Annotated in this window: 15 protein-coding genes; 9 read left to right on the top strand and 6 right to left on the bottom strand. The window is 68.0% G+C overall.

Annotated features, from left to right (window positions below; translation table 11 throughout):
- Window positions 1-1,341, top strand: coding sequence for a c-type cytochrome biogenesis protein CcsB (gene ccsB / locus ACYBYQ_RS20335; protein ID WP_459616230.1), 1,341 nt, complete (start codon window positions 1-3; stop codon window positions 1,339-1,341).
- Window positions 1,342-1,428: 87 nt separating this feature from the next.
- Here the strand turns inward: ccsB and ACYBYQ_RS20330 are convergent, their stop codons facing one another.
- From ACYBYQ_RS20330 to lptM, 3 genes are all read right to left on the bottom strand, one after another.
- Window positions 1,429-2,385, bottom strand: coding sequence for a Bug family tripartite tricarboxylate transporter substrate binding protein (locus tag ACYBYQ_RS20330; protein WP_459616229.1), 957 nt, complete (start codon window positions 2,383-2,385; stop codon window positions 1,429-1,431).
- Between the two features lie 116 nt (window positions 2,386-2,501).
- Window positions 2,502-3,797: a diaminopimelate decarboxylase gene (lysA, locus tag ACYBYQ_RS20325; RefSeq protein ID WP_459616228.1), complete on the bottom strand. Its 1,296-nt coding sequence runs from the start codon at window positions 3,795-3,797 to the stop codon at window positions 2,502-2,504.
- Window positions 3,794-3,964 carry an LPS translocon maturation chaperone LptM gene (lptM, locus tag ACYBYQ_RS20320; protein ID WP_459616227.1) on the bottom strand — a complete coding sequence of 57 codons (171 nt, stop codon included), beginning with the start codon at window positions 3,962-3,964 and terminating at the stop codon, window positions 3,794-3,796. The genes lysA and lptM overlap by 4 nt, the downstream gene beginning before the upstream one ends.
- Window positions 3,965-4,019: 55 nt before the next feature.
- Between lptM and cyaY the strand changes: the two genes are divergently transcribed.
- Entirely contained in the window at window positions 4,020-4,349 is a 330-nt protein-coding gene (gene cyaY / locus ACYBYQ_RS20315; RefSeq protein ID WP_459616226.1) for an iron donor protein CyaY, read from the top strand.
- A gap of 100 nt (window positions 4,350-4,449) precedes the next feature.
- Here cyaY and ACYBYQ_RS20310 read toward each other — a convergent pair whose 3' ends face one another.
- Window positions 4,450-6,897: a penicillin-binding protein 1A gene (locus tag ACYBYQ_RS20310; protein ID WP_459616225.1), complete on the bottom strand. Its 2,448-nt coding sequence runs from the start codon at window positions 6,895-6,897 to the stop codon at window positions 4,450-4,452.
- A 114-nt stretch (window positions 6,898-7,011) separates the two neighbouring features.
- Between ACYBYQ_RS20310 and ACYBYQ_RS20305 the strand changes: the two genes are divergently transcribed.
- Genes ACYBYQ_RS20305 through ACYBYQ_RS20295 form a run of 3 tightly spaced genes read left to right on the top strand, consistent with a single transcriptional unit; the run spans window position 7,012 to window position 9,858 of the window.
- On the top strand, window positions 7,012-7,632 hold the full coding sequence (locus tag ACYBYQ_RS20305) for a shikimate kinase (RefSeq protein ID WP_459616224.1): 621 nt from the start codon (window positions 7,012-7,014) through the stop codon (window positions 7,630-7,632).
- Window positions 7,629-8,708, top strand: a complete 1,080-nt coding sequence (aroB, locus tag ACYBYQ_RS20300) for a 3-dehydroquinate synthase (RefSeq protein WP_459616223.1) — start codon at window positions 7,629-7,631, stop codon at window positions 8,706-8,708. Before ACYBYQ_RS20305 ends, aroB begins: the two co-directional genes overlap by 4 nt.
- Before the next feature lie 19 nt (window positions 8,709-8,727).
- On the top strand, window positions 8,728-9,858 hold the full coding sequence (locus ACYBYQ_RS20295; protein WP_459616222.1) for a deoxyguanosinetriphosphate triphosphohydrolase: 1,131 nt from the start codon (window positions 8,728-8,730) through the stop codon (window positions 9,856-9,858).
- Window positions 9,859-9,871: 13 nt separating this feature from the next.
- On the opposite strand, the gene ACYBYQ_RS20290 is transcribed toward ACYBYQ_RS20295, so the two are convergent.
- Window positions 9,872-10,531, bottom strand: a complete 660-nt coding sequence (locus tag ACYBYQ_RS20290; RefSeq protein ID WP_459616221.1) for a glutathione S-transferase family protein — start codon at window positions 10,529-10,531, stop codon at window positions 9,872-9,874.
- Window positions 10,532-10,563: 32 nt separating this feature from the next.
- Complete coding sequence (uvrA, locus tag ACYBYQ_RS20285; RefSeq protein WP_459616220.1) at window positions 10,564-13,422, bottom strand: excinuclease ABC subunit UvrA; 2,859 nt, start codon at window positions 13,420-13,422, stop codon at window positions 10,564-10,566.
- A 116-nt stretch (window positions 13,423-13,538) separates the two neighbouring features.
- Here uvrA and ACYBYQ_RS20280 point away from each other — a divergent pair, with 116 nt between their 5' ends.
- The 4 genes from ACYBYQ_RS20280 to ACYBYQ_RS20265 all read left to right on the top strand — a co-directional run bounded on the left by ACYBYQ_RS20280 (window position 13,539) and on the right by ACYBYQ_RS20265 (window position 18,246).
- Complete coding sequence (locus ACYBYQ_RS20280; protein WP_459616219.1) at window positions 13,539-14,723, top strand: MFS transporter; 1,185 nt, start codon at window positions 13,539-13,541, stop codon at window positions 14,721-14,723.
- Between the two features lie 193 nt (window positions 14,724-14,916).
- Window positions 14,917-15,426, top strand: a complete 510-nt coding sequence (gene ssb, locus ACYBYQ_RS20275) for a single-stranded DNA-binding protein (protein WP_459616218.1) — start codon at window positions 14,917-14,919, stop codon at window positions 15,424-15,426.
- Window positions 15,427-15,927: 501 nt separating this feature from the next.
- A complete protein-coding gene (ltrA, locus tag ACYBYQ_RS20270; RefSeq protein ID WP_459616217.1) occupies window positions 15,928-17,325 on the top strand; it encodes a group II intron reverse transcriptase/maturase in 1,398 nt (465 codons plus the stop codon).
- A 207-nt stretch (window positions 17,326-17,532) separates the two neighbouring features.
- Entirely contained in the window at window positions 17,533-18,246 is a 714-nt protein-coding gene (locus ACYBYQ_RS20265) for a phytanoyl-CoA dioxygenase family protein (RefSeq protein ID WP_459616216.1), read from the top strand.
- Window positions 18,247-18,480: the final 234 nt, after the last annotated feature.

Below are 18,480 nucleotides of genomic sequence, written 5' to 3'. Positions count from 1 at the left end.
ATGTCCAATCCCGCCACGACTTCCCCGCCCCCGGCCGCCTGGCCGCAGGGGCTGTCCCAGACCGGCGACCGGCGCGCGCAGCGCGGCCGTCCCGACTGGACCGACGCCGTGTTCTTCCTGCTGCTGGCGGTGGGCGCCGGCTATGCGCTCACCCGATACGGTCATGCCATGGACGGCTACGAGCAGGCCATCCTGTGCGCCGCCGTGCCGGCCCTGGCCTGGCTGGGCTGGCTGTGGCGCCCGCTGCGCGGGCTGATGCTGGCCTGCGCCCTGGCAACGGGCCTGGCGCTGATGCTCTACCAGAACGACCTGGCGCGCGCCGAGCAGGTATTCCTGCTGAAGTACCTGTTCTCGTCGCAGTCGGCCATCCTCTGGATGAGCGCGCTCTTCATGCTGGCCACCGTGTGCTACTGGGGCGGGCTGTTCAGCCCCACGGCGGCCTGGCTGGGCACGGCGCTCACCTGGGGCGCGGTGTTCGTGGGCCTCACGGGCATGCTGGTGCGCTGGCGCGAAGGCCACCTCATGGGGCCGGACCTCGGCCACATCCCGGTGAGCAACCTGTACGAAGTCTTCGTGCTGTTCTGCCTGATCACCGCGCTGTTCTACCTCTATTACGAACGGCGCTACGCCACACGCGCGCTCGGCGGCTTCGTGCTGCTGGTGGTCTCGTCGGCCATCGTGTTCCTGCTGTGGTATTCGTTCACGCGTGACGCGGGGCAGATCCAGCCGCTGGTGCCGGCGCTCAAGAGCTGGTGGATGAAGCTGCACGTGCCGGCCAACTTCATCGGCTACGGCACGTTCTCGCTGGCCGCGATGGTGGGCTTCGCCTACCTGGTCAAGCAGCACGGCCAGACCACCTCGTGGATCAGGCTGGCGCCGCTGTTCGTGCTGGGCGTGCTGCTGTGCGCGGAGCCCATGGTGTTCCGCACCGACGGCCTGTCGGCCACGTGGATGATCTATACGGGCGTGGGGGCGGTGATCGTGGGAGCCATCCTGGCTGCGCGCCGGCGCATTGCCCAGGCGCTGCCCCCGCTGGAAGTGCTCGACGACATCATGTACCGGGCCATCGCGGTGGGCTTTGCCTTCTTCACGGTGGCCACGGTGCTGGGCGCGCTGTGGGCGGCCGACGCCTGGGGCGCCTACTGGCAATGGGATCCCAAGGAAACCTGGGCGCTGATCGTCTGGCTGAACTACGCGGCCTGGCTGCACATGCGCCTCATCAAGGGTCTGCGCGGCACCATGGCTGCCTACTGGGCCCTGGTGGGCCTGCTGATCACGGGCTTCGCCTTCCTGGGCGTGAACATGTTCCTGTCGGGCCTGCACTCGTACGGCGAGCTGTAGCAGGGCCTGCTGCAGGGCCGCGCCAGCGGACCCCTCGCGGCGGCCGGGGCCGCTGGCCGGATGTCCGGCCCTGCCCCCCCCCCGGTTTCATTCCGGCGTGATGCCGGCTTTCTTCACCGTATCGGCCCAGTAGGTCATTTCCGTATCCACGCGCTGCGCGAGCTCCTGCGGGCCCTGGAAGCGGGCCTCGATGCCGGCATCCGCGGCGCGCTTGACGGTGTCGGGCTGCGCCAGCGCCGTCTGCAGGCTGGCCGCCAGTTCGTCGATCACCGGCTGCGGGGTGCCGGCGGGCGCGAACAGGGCAACCCAGGCTTCCAGCGTGAAGGTCGGCAGCCCGGCCTCGGCCGTGGTGGGCACGTCGGGCAGCATGGGATGGCGCTCCTTGCCGGCTACCGCCACGCCCTTGAGCTTGCCGTTGCGCACGTGCCCCATCACGGAAGGCGGCGTGGTGATGAACAGCTGCACATTACCCGCCAGGACGTCCTGGATGGCCGCGCCCGAACCGCGGTAGGGCACGTGGGTGATCTGGGTGCCCGTCTGCTGCTTGAAGATCTCGGTGCCGATGTGCGAGAGCGAGCCCACGCCCTGCGAGGCATAGTTGTACTTGCCGGGCGACTGTTTCAGGTGCTCGATCAGCTCGGACAGCGTGGAGGCCGGCAGCGAGGGATGCACGGCGATGACGTTGGTGGAGACGGTGACCAGGCCCACGGGCACGAAGTCGGCGGGCTTCCACGGCAGCTTGGTGCTGAGGTTGGGGTTGCCGACGTGATAGGCGGAATAGGACACCAGCAGCGTGTGGCCGTCGGGGTTGGCGCGGGCCACGTACTGGTAGGCGATGTTGCCGCTGCCGCCGTCCTTGTTCTCGACCACCACCGTGCCGCCCAGGGCGCGCGCCAGCGGCTCGGCCACCAGGCGGGCGGAAGTGTCGACCAGGCCGCCCGGCGGGTTGGGCACGACGAGCGAAACGGGCTGGGAAGGAAAATCGGCCGCCGAAGCGGCGGCCGGCAGGGCCGCCAGCAGGACGGCGGCGAAAAGGCTGCGCATGGTTTGTCTCCAGGGTTGTTGTCTCTGGAGGCATTCTGGCGCGAACGCCGCCGCGCGGCTATCGTGGTTTGTCTCGATGCGCGGCCGGCTGCTGCGTGCCTTGCCGCGCTGGGGCCTTAGGGCAGCGTGGACTCGCCGCGCAGCAGGTCTTCGAGGGTTTCGCGCTGGCGCACCACGTGGTAGCGCGCGCCGTCCACCATGACCTCGGCGGGCCGCGCGCGGGTGTTGTAGTTGCTTGCCATCACCATGCCGTAGGCGCCGGCCGATTCGATGGCCAGGACGTCGCCTTCCTCGAGGGCAAGCTCGCGTTCCTTGGCCAGCCAGTCGCCGCTCTCGCACACCGGGCCCACCACGTCGTATACCCTGCCCGACGCCTGGCGCGGCGCCACGGGGCGTACGCCATGATAGGCCTGGTACAGCGTGGGACGCAGCAGGTCGTTCATGGCGGCGTCGACGATGGCGAAATTGCGGTCTGCGTTGTGCTTGAGGAACTGCACGGTGGTGAGCAGCACGCCGGCATTGCCCACCAGCGAGCGGCCCGGCTCCAGCATCAGGTGCAGGTGGCCCAGGCCGCGTGCCTCCAGGCGTGCGAACACGCGGTCGAGCAGGGCCTGGGGCGAGGGCGCTTCCTCGTCGGTGTAGCGGATGCCCAGGCCGCCGCCCAGGTCCAGGTGCCGGATGCGGATGCCGGCCGCGGCCAGGCGGTCGATCAGGTCCAGCAGCTTCTCGAGGGCGTCGAAATACGGCGTGATGTCGGTGAGCTGCGAGCCGATGTGGCAGTCCACGCCCACGACCTCGATGCCGGGCAGGCTGGCGGCCGTGCGATAGGCCTCCAGCGCCTCGTCGATGGCGATGCCGAACTTGTTTTCCTTGAGGCCCGTGGAGATGTAGGGATGCGTCTGCGGGTCCACGTCGGGATTGACGCGCAGCGACACGCGCGCCGTGAGGCCGCAGGCCTGGGCAACCTGCGACAGCCTGGCCAGTTCGGCGGTGGACTCCACGTTGAAGCACTTCACGCCTGCCGCCAGCGCGGCGCGCATCTCCCATTCCTGCTTGCCCACGCCCGAGAACACGATCCGGGCCGGATCGCCGCCCACGGCCAGCACGCGCTGGAGCTCGCCGCCGGAAACGATGTCGAAGCCCGCGCCCAGCCGCGCGAACTCCTTGAGCACGGCCAGGTTGGAATTGGCCTTCATGCCGTAGCACACCAGCACCGGACGCGAACCGATGGCATCGCGGTAGCGCTGCCAGGCCGCCGCCAGCGCCGCCCGGGAATAGACGTAAAGCGGCGTGCCCAGGGCCTGCGCGAGCTGGTCCAGGCGCACGCCTTCGGCGTGCAGCACCCCGTCGAGGTAGTGGAAATGGGGATGGCCGACCAGTTCGGGCCGGGACGCGGAATGGGGGGCGCTCATTGGGTGATGATGTAGTCGGCGGGCGGGATGGGGGCGGTGTTGGGAGCGGGCGGCGCGGATTGCGCCGGACCCTGGCCTTGCGATTCGGGCAGGTACAGCGGGCCCTTGAAACCGCATGCGGCAAGCACGCCCGTGGCCGCCAGCGTGGCTACAATGCGAAGAACCATGCGGCTGCGTGCCAGATGGGACACAGGTAACTCCGTAAACGTTGCAGGTTGGATTATGACCGAAACCGAATTTCTTGAGTTGACCGACCAGGTTCTCGACAGCATCGAGAGCCAGGCCGACGATTGGGCGGCTTCGCTCGACGTCGATGTCGAGGCCAGCCGCAGCGGCAACGTCCTGACGCTGGTGTTCGACGACGACGTCCACGTCGTCGTCAATTCCCAGGCTGCCATGCAGGAACTCTGGGTGGCCGCGCGTTCCGGCGGGTTCCACTACAAGTACGACGGCCAGCACTGGAACGACACCCGCGGCGGCCCGCGCCTGCCCGAGGCCCTGTCGCAGATCTTCTCCGATGCCGCGGGCCAGCCGATCAGCGTGAAATTGTAGTCCCGGGGGTGTTGGAGGAGTCCGGGGCCTTGCCGGTTTGCAGGTGTGCAGTGCCGGTTTGCAGGTGTCAGACACCAGAGGTGTCTGACACCTGTTGGTATCAGAAGGGGATGTGCTGCGACCAGGGCTGGGAGCTGCGCGTTCCCACGTCGGGCGACACGCGGATCGCGTCGCGGTCTTGCGTGAGGCCGTTGAGGAAATCGCCCAGCCGGTCTTCCGCGGGCTGCTGCTGCACCAGGCCCAGCGTGGCCACGGCCTGGCCGGGCGGGAACTCGGCGAAGTAGAAGTCGCCGCGCTCGGTCAGCAGGCCATCCGGACGCGTGCGCTGCTGTTCGGGCACGCCTTTTAACGCTTCCTGCATGTATTCCAGCCAGATCGGCATGGCCACGCCGCCGCCGGTCTCGCGCGAACCCAGCGAGCGCGGCTGGTCGAAACCCAGCCATGCCGTGGCCACCAGGGTGGGGGTGTAGCCGGAGAACCAGGCGTCGACCGATTCGTTGGTGGTGCCGGTCTTGCCCGCGACGTCGCTGCGCTTGAGCGTGGCGCGCGCGCGGGCCGCCGTGCCGCTGGTGGCTACGCCGCGCAGCATGTCGTCCATGACGTAGGCGGTGCGGGGATCGATGGCCCGCACGGCGGCGTCGCCGGCCACCACGGGCCGCGATTGCATCAGCACCTTGCCCGAGCTGTCGGTGACGCGGTCGATCAGGTAGGGCGTGATGCGATAGCCGCCGTTGGCGAACACCGCGTAGGCGCCGGCCAGCTGCAGCGGCGTCACCGAGCCTGCGCCCAGCGCCAGCGGCAGCACGGCAGGCTGGCGGGCCTTGTCGAAGCCGAAGCGCGTGAGGTAATCCTGCGCGTACTGCGGGCCGATGGCCTGCAGGATGCGGATCGACACCATGTTCTTGGACTTGTACAGCGCCTGCCGCATGGTGAGCATGGGCTCGTACTGGTTGCCGTAGTTCTTGGGATGCCAGGCGCGCGAGCCGGTCTGGGCAGCGCTGAGTTCGAAGGGCTGGTCGGAGATCTGCGTGGCCGGCGTCAGGCCGCGCTCGAGCGCGGCCGCATAGACGAAAGGCTTGATGTTCGAGCCCGGCTGGCGCCAGGCCTGCGTGACGCGGTTGAAGTTGCCGCGATAGAAATCGAAGCCGCCCACCATGGCCTTGATGGCGCCGTCCTGGGGCGAGAGCGCCACGAAGGCCGCCTGCACGGCCGGCATGTTGATGACTTCCCAGCCGTCGTTGTACTTGTGCACGTACACCACGGAGCCGCGCTTGATGCGGTTCTCCGGCTTGGCGCGCTCGCCCAGCGCGCGCGCCACCACGGCCAGGGCCTTCTTGTCGTTGATGGTGATGATCTCGCTCGCGCTGCGCGCCAGCTTGATCTCGGCGGGGCTGGCCGACAGCACCACGGCGGTCATGAGGTCGCCGCTGTCGGGATATTTCTCGAACACGCCGTCCAGGAAGTCGTCCAGCGCCTCGGCGTCGTTCTCCAGGCCGGCGGGCAGCTCCAGCTGGTCTTCGGGCCCGGGGTAGGGCGCGCGCCGGGTGTATTCCAGCACGCCGTCGCGCACCGCGCGGTAGGCGAGCTCCTGGTCCTTGGACTGCACCGTGGTGTAGATGTTGATGCCGCGGGAGTACAGGTTGTCCTGGTACACGTTGTAGAGCAGCTGGCGCGCGAGCTCGGCCACGTATTCGCCATGGATGGCGTAGCCGCCTGCCGGCGTGCCTTCGGCCGACTTGATCACGATGGGCTGGGCCACTGCGGCCTTGTACTCTTCGTCGGTGAGATAGCCCAGCGAATACATGCGCCCCAGCACGTAGCGCTGGCGCAGTTCGGCACGCGGCCGGTTGGCGATGGGGTTGAAGCGCGAGGGCGCCTTGGGGATGCCGGCCAGCAGCGCGGCCTCGGCCGCGGTGACCTGCGACAGCGGCTTGCCGAAGTAGGTGCGGGCGGCGGCGGCGAAGCCGTAGGCGCGGTGGCCGAGGTAGATCTGGTTCATGTACAGCTCGAGGATCTGGTCCTTGGTGAGCTGCGATTCGATCTTGAAGGTGAGCAGCAGTTCGTAGAACTTGCGCGAATACGTCTTTTCCGACGAGAGATAGAAATTGCGCGCCACCTGCATGGTGATGGTGCTGGCGCCCTGCGACTTGGACATGCTGGTGAGGTTGGCCAGGCCGGCGCGGATCACGCCCAGCCAGTCTACGCCGCCGTGCTGGTAGAAGCGGTCGTCCTCGGCGGCCAGCACGGCCGACTTCATCACGTCGGGAATCTCGTTGAAGCGCAGCACGTTGCGGCGCTCTTCGCCGAATTCGCCGATCAGGACGTGGTCGGCGGTATAGACGCGCAGCGGCACGCGCGGCCGGTAGTCGGTCATGGCGTGCAGGTCGGGCAGGTTGGGCCAGGCCAGCGCCAACGCCATGCCGGCGAGCAGCACGCCGCATGCCGCCAGCCCCAGGAAGAGGATGCCGGTCTTGACGAAAAACCGCAAAACCGGGGAACCGTTCTTGGCGGGAGGGGCTGGTCTGGACGAATTCGGGCGCGTGCTCATCGCGGCGATTTTACGTTTATCTCTGGACGGGCCCTGGAGCGGGTGCGCCGTTTCTGTAACAAAATGGTGTGGGTGTGGTACGCGGGCAACTTGAGGCGATGGGATAATGCCAGGATGAACGTTCCCGCCACTTCCTGCCGCGACGCGATTCCGGAGCCTGCCTGCGATGCTGTCCAGGCGCCCTGCGCCGGGCCGGCCGCCACGCTGCCCCACGACCTGCCCATCTTCCTGGTGGGCATGATGGGGGCCGGCAAGACCACCATAGGCCGCGGGCTGGCGCGCGAGCTGGGCCGCGAATTCATCGACCTCGACCACCACCTGGAAGCCCGCTGCGGCGTGCGCGTGCCGGTGATTTTCGAGATCGAGGGTGAAACGGGTTTCCGCAAGCGCGAGGCCCTTGCGTTGCAAGAGTGTACCCAACGGCGCGGGATCGTTCTCGCCACGGGCGGCGGCGCGGTCCTGTCGGCCGAAAACCGCCGCCTGCTGCACGAGCGCGGCCTGGTCATCTACCTGCGCGCCACCGTCGACGAGCTCTACCGCCGCACCTGCCGCGACCGCAACCGCCCCCTGCTGGCCACTGCCGATCCGCGCGCCACGCTGCGCCAGCTGCTCACCCTGCGCGAGCCCCTGTATCGCGAGGTGGCGCACCTGGTGGTCGACACCGGCGCCACGCCGGTCCCCGGGCTGGTGAAATCACTGATCCCCAAGCTGCAAGCCCACGAGATACACCCATGACCGTCGTCGTAGACGTGGATACCCCCGGAGGGCGCTATCCCATCCACATCGGTGCCGGGCGCCTGGACGCGCTCGATGCCTGCATCCCCGCCGATGCCACTTCCATCATGATCGTCACCAATCCCACGGTGGCGGCGCTCTATGGCGAGCGCGCGCGCGCTGCGCTGGCGCGCACGGGCCGGCGCGTGCTGAGCGTCGAGCTGCCCGATGGCGAGGCCCACAAAGACTGGCAGACGCTGAACCGGGTCTTCGATGCCCTGCTTGAGCACCGCTGCGACCGGCGCGCCGTGCTGGTGGCCCTGGGCGGCGGCGTGATCGGCGACATGACGGGCTTCGCCGCCGCCGTGTACATGCGCGGCATCCGTTTCCTCCAGGTGCCGACCACGCTGCTGGCGCAGGTGGATTCCTCGGTGGGCGGCAAGACGGCCGTGAACCACCCGCTGGGCAAGAACATGATCGGCGCCTTCTACCAGCCCGTGGGCGTGGAGATCGACACCGGCACCCTCCAGACCCTGCCGGCGCGCGAGATCTCGGCGGGCCTCGCCGAGGTCATCAAATACGGCCTGATCCTGGATGCCGGATTCTGGGCCTGGTGCGAAGCCCATGCCGACGCGTTGCGTGCCCTGGAGCCGCAGGCCCTGGCCTACGCCATCCGGCGCTCCTGCGAACTCAAGGCCCAGGTGGTGGGCCAGGACGAGCGCGAGTCCGGCCTGCGCGCCATCCTCAACCTCGGGCACACCTTCGGCCACGCCATCGAGTCGGGGCTGGGCTACGGCGAATGGCTGCATGGCGAGGCCGTGGGCTGCGGCATGGTGCAGGCCGCCGAGCTGTCGGCCCGCGTGGCCGGCCTGCCGCGCGCCGACGTGGAACGCGTGCGCTCGCTCGTGGCGGCCATCGGCTGCCCCGTGGCCGCGCCCGACCTCGGCGCGGAGCGCTGGCTCTCGCTGATGCAGGTGGACAAGAAAACCGAGGGCGGGCAGATCAAGTTCGTGCTGCTGCCCCGCATCGGCGAGGCGATCGTGCGGACCGCGCCGGAAGCCGACGTGCGGGCCGTGCTGGAACGAACGGTCGGATAACGGAGGCGCAGGAACGGACATGCCCACACATGAACTTGCACCGTACGCCTGCGACCCCCTCCGGACCCGCGGGCGCACCCATCCCGAAGCCCCGCCTTCCAACCGCACCGAATTCCAGCGCGACCGCGACCGCATCATCCACTCCACCGCCTTCCGGCGTCTCGAGTACAAGACGCAGGTCTTCGTCAACCACGAGGGCGACCTCTTCCGCACCCGCCTGACGCACAGCCTGGAGGTGGCCCAGATCGGGCGCACCGTGGCGCGCAGCCTGGGCCTCTCGCAGGATCTCACCGAGGCCATCGCGCTGGCGCACGACCTGGGCCACACGCCGTTCGGCCACGCCGGCCAGGACGAGCTCAACGCCTGCATGCGCGAGCTGGCACCCGAGGCCGGCGGCTTCGAGCACAATCTCCAGAGCCTGCGCGTGGTCGACGAGCTGGAGGAGCGCTACGCCGAGTTCAACGGCCTGAACCTCTGCTTCGAGACGCGCGAGGGCATACTCAAGCATTGCTCGGCCAGCCACGCGCGCCAACTGGGCGAGGTGGGACGGCGTTTCCTCGAACGCACGCAGCCCTCATTGGAGGCGCAGCTGGCCAACCTGGCCGACGAGGTGGCCTACAACAACCACGACGTCGACGACGGCCTGCGCTCCGGCCTGATCACCATCGAGCAGATGCAGGACGTGGCGATCTTCGCGCGGCATCATGCGGAAGTGCGGCGGCGCTATCCCGGCCTGGCGCCGCGCCGGGCCATTTCCGAAACCGTACGGCGCATGATCGACACGCTGATCACCGATCTCACCGCCACCACCCAGGCGCGCATCCATGACCATGCGCCCGCCTGCGCCGACGACGTGCGCCGGGCCCCGCCCCTGGCGGGCTTCTCGGACACCGTGCGGCGCGAGGCCGACGAGCTCAAGCAGTTCCTGTTCGCCAACCTGTATCGCCACTATCGCGTGGTGCGCATGACGAACAAGGCGCGCCGCATCGTGCGCGAACTGTTCCGCGCCTTCATGGACGACCCGCGGGTGCTGCCGCCCGACTACCGGCGCGACGGGCACGACGCCCAGGCGCGCGCCATCGCCGACTACATCGCAGGCATGACCGACCGGTACGCCATCCGGGAGCACCGGCGGCTGTTCGAGATGTGAAGGGTGCGCCGCGCTAGCGGTGCGTGCGATACGGCTCGTCTTCGGGCACGAAGGTGGCCTCGGCGCATGCGTCGCGCGTCCATTCCTGCATGGCGGGCAGGGCGAGGATGGCGTCGATGTATTCGCGCACGGGGCCGGCGGCGGTGACGCCGTAGGTGATGAAGCGCGAGACCACGGGGGCGTAGAAGGCGTCGGCGATGCTGAAGCGGCCGAACAGGAAGGGGCCGCCCTGGCCGAATTCGGAGCGCGTGTCGTGCCAGATGGCCTGCACGCGGGAGATGTCCTGCTGGGCGGCGCTGATGTCGATGCCGGGCAGGTGCGCCTCGATGTTCATGGGCATGATGCTGCGCAGCTGCATGAAGCCGCTGTGCATCTGCGCGGCGAGCGAGCGGGCGCGGGCCCGGGCGCGCGGGTGGGCCGGCCAGAGGCCGGCTTCGGGATGGCGTTCGGCGGCGTATTCGCAGATGGCCAGGGAATCCCATACGGCGAAACTGCCGTCCAGCAGCACCGGCACCTGCCCGGCCGGGGAGACGCCGCCGAGCTCCCGCGCGAATTCATCGGTGAACAGCCCCACTTTCTTCTCGCGGAACGGGATGCCGCCGGCACGCAGCGCCAGCCAGGCGCGCAGGGACCAGGACGAGTAGTTCTTGTTGCCGATGATCAGGGTGTACATGGCAATTCCGGGGAAAGCGGGGTTCGTCTAGTCTACTGCGGATTATTGCGTCGCAACACCCGCGCCAGGTAGCGGCCCGTATGGCTTTCGGGGTTGTCCGCCACGGCCTCGGGCGGGCCCTCGGCCACCACGCGGCCGCCGCCGTCGCCGCCTTCCGGCCCCATGTCCACCAGCCAGTCGGCCGTCTTGATGACGTCGAGGTTGTGCTCGATGATGAGCACGGTGTTGCCGGCGTCGACCAGCTGGTTCAGCACCTTCAGCAGCAGTTCGATGTCATGGAAGTGCAGGCCGGTGGTCGGCTCGTCCAGGATGTACAGGGTGCGGCCCGTGCTGCGGCGCGACAGCTCCAGCGACAGCTTCACGCGCTGCGCTTCGCCGCCCGAGAGCGTGGTCGCGCTCTGGCCCAGGCGCAGGTACGAGAGCCCCACGTCCACGAGCGTGTGCAGCTTGCGCGCGATGGCGGGCACCGCATCGAAGTAGTCCAGCGCCTGGGCCACGGTGAGGTCCAGCACCTCGCTGATGTTGCGGCCCCGGTAGCGGATCTCGAGGGTCTCGCGGTTGTAGCGCTTGCCGTGGCAGACGTCGCAGGGCACGTACATGTCGGGCAGGAAGTGCATCTCCACCTTGACCACGCCGTCGCCCTGGCAGGCCTCGCAGCGGCCGCCCTTGACGTTGAAGCTGAAGCGGCCGGGGTCGTAGCCGCGCGCGCGGGCCTCGGGCACGCCGGCGAACAGTTCGCGGATGGGCGTGAAGAGGCCGGTGTAGGTGGCGGGGTTGCTGCGCGGCGTGCGGCCGATGGGGCTCTGGTCGACGCTGATCGACTTGTCGAAGTGCTCCAGGCCGGTGAGGCTGGCGTAGGGCGCGGGCTCGCCCTGGGCGTGGTTCAGGTGGCGGGCCACGGCCACGGCCAGCGTGTCGTTCACCACCGTGGACTTGCCCGAGCCGGACACGCCGGTCACGCAGACCAGCCTGCCGGCGGGCACGCGCAGCGTGACGTTCTTCAGGTTGTTGCCGGTGGCGCCCGACAGCACCAGCCAGGGCTGCTCGTCGGTGACGGGCCGGCGCGGGGGGATCTCGATGGCGCGGCGTCCGCTGAGATACTGGCCGGTGAGCGAGGCGTCGTCGCCCTGCACGGCCTGCGGGGTGCCGCTGGCCACCACCCGGCCGCCGTGTTCGCCGGCGCCGGGGCCCATGTCGACCACCCAGTCGGCGGCGCGGATCATGTCCTCGTCGTGCTCGACCACGATCACGCTGTTGCCGAGGTCGCGCAGGTGCTGCAGCGTGCCGATGAGGCGGTCGTTGTCGCGCTGGTGCAGGCCGATGGAGGGTTCGTCCAGCACGTACATCACGCCCGTGAGGCCGGAGCCGATCTGGCTGGCCAGACGGATGCGCTGGGCTTCGCCGCCGGAGATCGTGTCGGCGCTGCGGTCGAGCGACAGGTAGTTCAGGCCCACGTTGTTGAGGAAGCTCAGGCGAGCCTCGATCTCGCGCACGATGCGCTGCGCGATCTCCTGCTTGGCGCCGCCCAGCGCCAGCGCGCGAAACCATGCCAGGCATTCCGACAGCGGCATGGCCTCGACTTCATAGATGGCGCGGCCGTGGCGCTCGGCCTCGCGCGGCTCGTTGCCGATCAGCACGTGGCGCGCCTCGGCGCGCAGCCGCGAGCCGCCGCAATCCGGACAGGTCTTGATGTTGCGGTACTTGCCCAGCTCCTCGCGCACGTTGGCCGAATCGGTCTCGAGCCAGCGCCGCTCCAGGTTGGGGATCACGCCCTCGAACGGGTGGCGCTTGACGGTGCTGCGCCCCTTCTCGTTGAGGTAGACGAACGCGATCTCCTCGTCGCCCGAGCCGTACAGCACCTTGTCGCGTATGGCCTGGGGCAGCTGCTCGAAGGGCGTCTCGATGTCGAATTCGTAGTGCGCGGCCAGGCTGGTGAGCAGCGAATGGGTGAAGGCATTGCGGCGGTCCCAGCCGCGGATGGCGCCGGCGGCCAGGCTGAGCTCGGGAAAGGCCACCACCCGCTTCGGGTCGAAGAAGCCCACCTGGCCGATGCCGTCGCAGCTCGGGCAGGCGCCCATGGGATTGTTGAAGCTGAAAAGCCGCGGCTCGAGCTCGGGCAGGCTGTGGCTGCATACCGGGCAGGCGTAGCGGCTGGAGAACGTCTGCTCGCGGCCGCCGTCCATGTCGAGCGCCAGGGCGCGGCCCTCGGCCAGCTGCAGCGCGGTCTCGAAGCTCTCGGCCAGGCGCTGCTTGCCCTCGGGGCGCACGCGCAGCCGGTCGATGACCACGTCGATGTCGTGCTTCTCGGTTTTCTTCAGCGGCGCCATGCCGTCGAGCTCCACCAGCTGGCCGTCGATGCGCAGGCGCACGAAGCCCTGCGCCTGCAGGCTGGCGATCTCGTCCTCGAAGCTGCCCTTGCGCCCGCGCGCGATGGGCGCCAGCACGGCCAGCCGCGTCTCGGCCGGCCAGCCCAGCACCGCGTCCACCATCTGGCTCACGCTCTGCGCCTGCAGCGGCAGGCCATGCTCGGGGCAATAGGGGGTGCCGACCCGCGCGTACAGCAGGCGCAGGTAATCGTGGATCTCGGTGATGGTGCCCACCGTGGACCGCGGGTTGTGCCCGGCGGCCTTCTGCTCGATCGAGATGGCCGGCGAGAGGCCCTCGATGAGGTCCACGTCGGGCTTGTCCATCAGCTGCAGGAACTGCCGCGCGTAGGCCGACAGGCTTTCCACGTAGCGGCGCTGGCCTTCCGCATACAGCGTATCGAAGGCCAACGAAGACTTGCCCGACCCGGACAGGCCCGTCACCACGACCAGCCGGTGTCGCGGCAGGTCCAGCGAGACGTTCTTGAGATTGTGGGTGCGTGCACCCCGAATGCGTATCGCTTCCATCGGGTACTCAGGCAGTTTTAAAGGCCAACTTGGTACTATAGCGCGCCGAACCTACTCGCGTTCGGGCCACGTCCGCCCCCGGACGCCCGGCCCCGGCCATAAAGACCTGATACTGCATGCCGGCTGATCCCACGCTGAAACTCACCGCCTCCGAGCGCCGCGCCAGTGTTGCGCTGGCAGGGTTGTTCGCCTGCCGCATGCTCGGGCTGTTCCTGCTGCTGCCCGTGTTCGCCGTGGCCGCGCGCGGCCTGCCCGGCGGAGACGACCCGGCCCGCGTGGGCCTGGCCTTGGGCATGTACGGCCTCACCCAGGCCGTGATGCAGATTCCCTTCGGCCTGGCTTCCGACCGCTGGGGGCGCCGCCCCGTGGTGCTGGCCGGCCTGCTGCTCTTCGTGCTGGGCAGCGTGGTCTGCGCCCAGGCCGACGACGTCTTCTGGATCACCATAGGCCGCGCCATCCAGGGCGCCGGCGCCATTTCGGCCGCCGTCACCGCCTGGCTGGCCGACGCCACGCGCGACGAGGTCCGCACCCGCGCCATGGCCATGGTGGGCGCCTCGATCGGGCTTTCCTTCGCGCTCTCGCTGGTGCTGGCGCCCCTGCTGGTGGGCTGGTGGGGCCTGCCCGGCCTGTTCTGGACCATCGCCTGCCTCGGGGTGGCCAGCCTGGCCGTGGCGCGCTGGCTGGTGCCCGTGGTGCCGCGCACCGACGCGCGCACCCTGCAGGCCGCCCGCCCGCGCGAAGTGCTGCTGCACCGCGACCTGCTGCGGCTCAATTTCGGGGTGTTCGTGCTGCACCTGGTGCAGGTGTCGCTCTTCGTGGTGGTGCCGGGCCTGCTGGCGCGGCTGGGCGGCCTGGACGCGCGCGCCTTGTGGCAGGTGTACCTCCCCATCATCCTGGTCTCCTTCGTGCTGATGGTGCCCGCCGTCTTCGTGGCCGAGAAGCGCCGCGCCCATCGCGGCGCCCTGCTGTGGTCGGTGGCTGGCCTGGCCGCGGTCTGTGCGCTGCTGCCCGCCGCCTCGGGCGGCTTCCTGGCCCTGGCCATCGGCCTCACCGGCTTCTTCGTGGCCTTCAACGTGCTCGAAGCGCTGCAGCCCTCGCTGGTGTCGCGCGTGGCGCCGCCGGCCTACAAGGGCCTGGCCCTGGGCTTCTACAACACCGCCCAGGCCGCGGGCCTGTTCACCGGGGGCGCGCTGGGCGGCTGGGTGGCCAGCCACTTCGGGCCCTCGGGCGTATTCCTCATGGCGGCGTGCCTGGCCGTGGCATGGCTGGGCGTAAGCTGGCGGCTGCGGGTGGCGGCCTAGACCGGCCGTGACCTTTCCAGCCCTGGTGGTTTGGAGGCCGTGGCCGTATCGTCGATAATGAGGCCTGAATCCGGCTTCGCCCGGCATGGCGGTTTCGCTCGCATGCACGTCCCGCCGGGCCGGCCCCACCACGAAACATTATTTTGAGTGCGCCCGCCGCCGCAGCGGCCGAGGCGCCAGGAAGGACATCCACATGGCATCCGTCAATAAAGTCATCCTCGTCGGCAACCTCGGACGCGATCCCGAAGTGCGCTACAGCCCCGATGGCGCTGCCATCTGCAACGTGTCCATCGCCACCACCTCGCAATGGAAAGACAAGGCCTCCGGCGAACGCCGCGAGGAAACCGAGTGGCACCGCGTCGTCATGTACAACCGCCTGGCCGAGATCGCCGGCGAATACCTGCGCAAGGGCCGCTCGGTGTACATCGAAGGCCGCCTCAAGACCCGCAAGTGGCAAGACAAGGACACCGGCGCCGACCGCTACAGCACCGAGATCGTGGCCGACCAGATGCAGATGCTGGGCGGCCGTGAGGGCGGCGGCGAAGGCGGCGGCTCATACGGCGGCGGCGGCTTCGACGACGCCCCCCGCCAGCAGCGCGCCCCGGCCGCCCGCCAGGCGCCGCAGCGGCCCGCCCCCGCGCCCGCCGCAGCCCCGGCTGCAGGGGCGAACCTGGCGGATATGGATGACGATATTCCGTTCTGATCGGGAACGGATTCAGGGGTGTGATGGTGAAAGCCCAGCCAGTGATGGCTGGGTTTTGTTTTTGGTGCGCCCGGCAGGGCGCACCCACTTGGAGGTGGAAGTCCTCTACTCGCCCGACAAGGGGAAGAGTTAGCCGAAGGCAAGGGTTTCGCGGGCGACTGCGAGTCTGAAGGAAGCCGGATGGCAAAGCGCTGGCCTGACGCACAGGAAGCGGATGAGGCGTGTCAGCGGGGTAAGGCGGCCAAACTCGTCAAAGCCCGATACTTGTCCGGAACGCTGGGACGTATATCCGACAGGCATAAGCGTGAAGGTGGGTGTGCAATACCCGGGGAGATCTGACCGCGTGCTGGGCTGGCCCAGCTACCGAAGCCGCAAGGCGAGGGGACGCGCGATCAGAAGTCAGCCGAGGGCATAGTAGGTCGATGGCGAAGGCGGCGAGCCGATGAGGACCATGACCGAAGGCCCGAACAGAGGATACCGAGAGTAGGACGGGTGATCTTGATGCGAGCTGTGGATGCAGAAGCTCTGGAGACAGGGGCCTTGGAGGCGGGAGGCGGCCGGAAGCTGTCCGAGCGCGGCCGGGGTGCGCAGGCCCGCACAGCGACACCCGGGCAAACGAAATCGGAGGGCGACTCGCTGATGCGGCGGGTCGTGGAACGCTCGAACATGAGCCAGGCGTACAGGCGAGTGCTGGGGAATAAGGGGTCGGCCGGCATAGACGGCATGACCGTGCAAGACCTTGGCGGCTGGCTGAAGGCGCACTGGCCCAGCGTAAGGGCGGCGCTGCTGGCGGGGACGTATATGCCGCGGGCGGTGCGCCGGGTGGACATACCGAAGCCGCAAGGCGGGGTACGGACACTGGGCGTGCCGACCGTGGTAGACCGGCTCATCCAGCAGGCGTTGCATCAAGTGCTGCAACCGATCTTCGAGCCGACGTTCTCGGCGAGCAGCTTCGGGTTCCGTCCTGGCAGGAGTGCGTTGGACGCGGTGCGTCAGGCGCAGGCCCATGTGCAGGCGGGACGGCATTGGGTGGTGGACCTGGACTTGGAGAAGTTCTTTGACCGAGTGGACCACGACGTGCTGATGGCCCGGGTGGCGCGGCAGGTGCAAGACAAGGAGGCCCTGAAGCTGATTCGCCGCTTGCTGCAAGCGGGGATGATGGCCGATGGGCTGGCGCAGGCGCGTACAGAAGGCACGCCGCAAGGCGGACCGCTCTCGCCGCTGTTGTCGAACATCCTGCTCAGTGATCTGGACCATAGACTGGAGCGCCGAGGCCTGGCGTTCTGCCGCTATGCGGACGACTGCAACATTTACGTCGCAAGCAAGCGGGCGGGCGAGCGGGTGATGCGCAGCACCAGGGCCTATCTCGAGAGGGTCTTGAGGCTGCGCGTGAACGAGGCCAAGAGTGCGGTGGCCCGGCCGGGGGCACGCAAGTTCCTGGGGTACCGGGTGGCCGTACGGCTTGGGCAGGCGCACCTGCGGATCGCCCCGGAGAGCATCGAGCGATTGATGAGCCGGGTGCGGGAGGTGGTGCGCGAAGGCCGGGGTTGGTCCGTTGGTTACACGATCCAGACGCTGAACCCGCTACTGAGGGGTTGGGCGAACTACTTCCGGCTGAGCCTGCAGCGACGCCGGATGCAGGGACTGGACGGCTGGATAAGGCGGCGGTTGCGCTGCCTGATCTGGCGGCAATGGAAGCGGCCACGGACGCGAAGACGGCACATGATCGTGCTGGGGCTAGACCCGGCACGCGCGGCGAAGTCCAGCGTCAATGGCCGTGGGCCTTGGTGGAATGCGGGCGCCTCACACCTGACGCACGCGTTGCCCAACGCGTACTTCCAGGGGCTGGGGCTGATCTCGATCCGCGATACCGTGGATCGCCTCCAGCGTATCAACTGAACCGCCGTATGCGGAACCGCACGTACGGTGGTGTGGGAGGGCTGAGGGGGTGACCCCTCACCCTACCCGATCGGGTTTGGGGGGCTGTAATCGGCCAGTGGCAGACGCTCAGCGATTTGGAATCCGTAAACTATCGAAGCCAGCAACCTACGGATTGAATGAACTCTACGACTTCCGGACAGAAGCCGTTATACGAAAGTCTCGAACATGACAGCCACAACGCTCGATCAATCAGAGCTCGACTTTTTCCATAGAGAAGGGTACTTACGATTGAGCCGAGTACATTCCAAGCGCTGTCTGAAGCCGCTTCGGGAGTGCATTCTGCGAGAACTGTCGCGGCTCAAGGTCTGGGCCGGCGGAAAAAGTCTTGGCAGTTCACTGAACAATTTGTCGCCATTTCAGCAGATCGCAAAGCTATCCTCGATGGTGAAGATTGCGGGTCTGGATGAAACGCTGAACACGGCGGAAATTCGCAACGCAATCGCTGACCTGACCGGCAGAGCCCGGCAATCCAGCCAAGGCACGCAGCCCTTGCTGTCCCTGCCTCATCAAGGGCCATGGTCTCTGGGCAACCTGAACTGGCACGTTGACCTAGCTGCGAGATCCGGCGCTCAGATCCCCGGCATCCAGGTGTTCTATCTGATCGACGACGTTATCGAACACGGAGGCGCGACTTTAGCGCTGGCCCGTTCTCATCGCGTGGCGGGTGAAACGGCTGGGAGGCTTCGTAGTTCGTTGAAAACGCCAGTTGATCTCGAAGCTGTTCTCAGCACATCCGATACCGAGATCGTCGAGATGTCGGGACGGGCTGGCGATGTTTTTTTGATGGATATGCGCGTGCTGCACACCCCATCCGTCAATTCAACCGGCCGTATCAGGATGATGGCCACGACTCGTTTTGGTCTGTGTACAAGCAGATAGCGGCGGACTCTGCTGTGGGCTGCGGATTCAACCGCACGTCTTTTGAATCATCAGAGACCGCGAGCTGTCCTCTACCATTACTGAAGCTAGTTCTTTCTTATTCCTGCCGCAACCGAGTTTGGTTTGTCGGCCAGCCCTATGGCAAACCGATGAACTTCCGCGTTGGGTCGAAAGCCGCCCACCCCACACACCACCTCCTCGTACAATCCCCCTTTAACACCACCACCCCATCGC

This window comes from Bordetella sp. 2513F2, assembly GCF_054642735.1.
The sequence above is the reverse complement of the archived record's forward strand: the minus strand, read 5'-3'. Positions and strand labels throughout refer to the sequence as shown.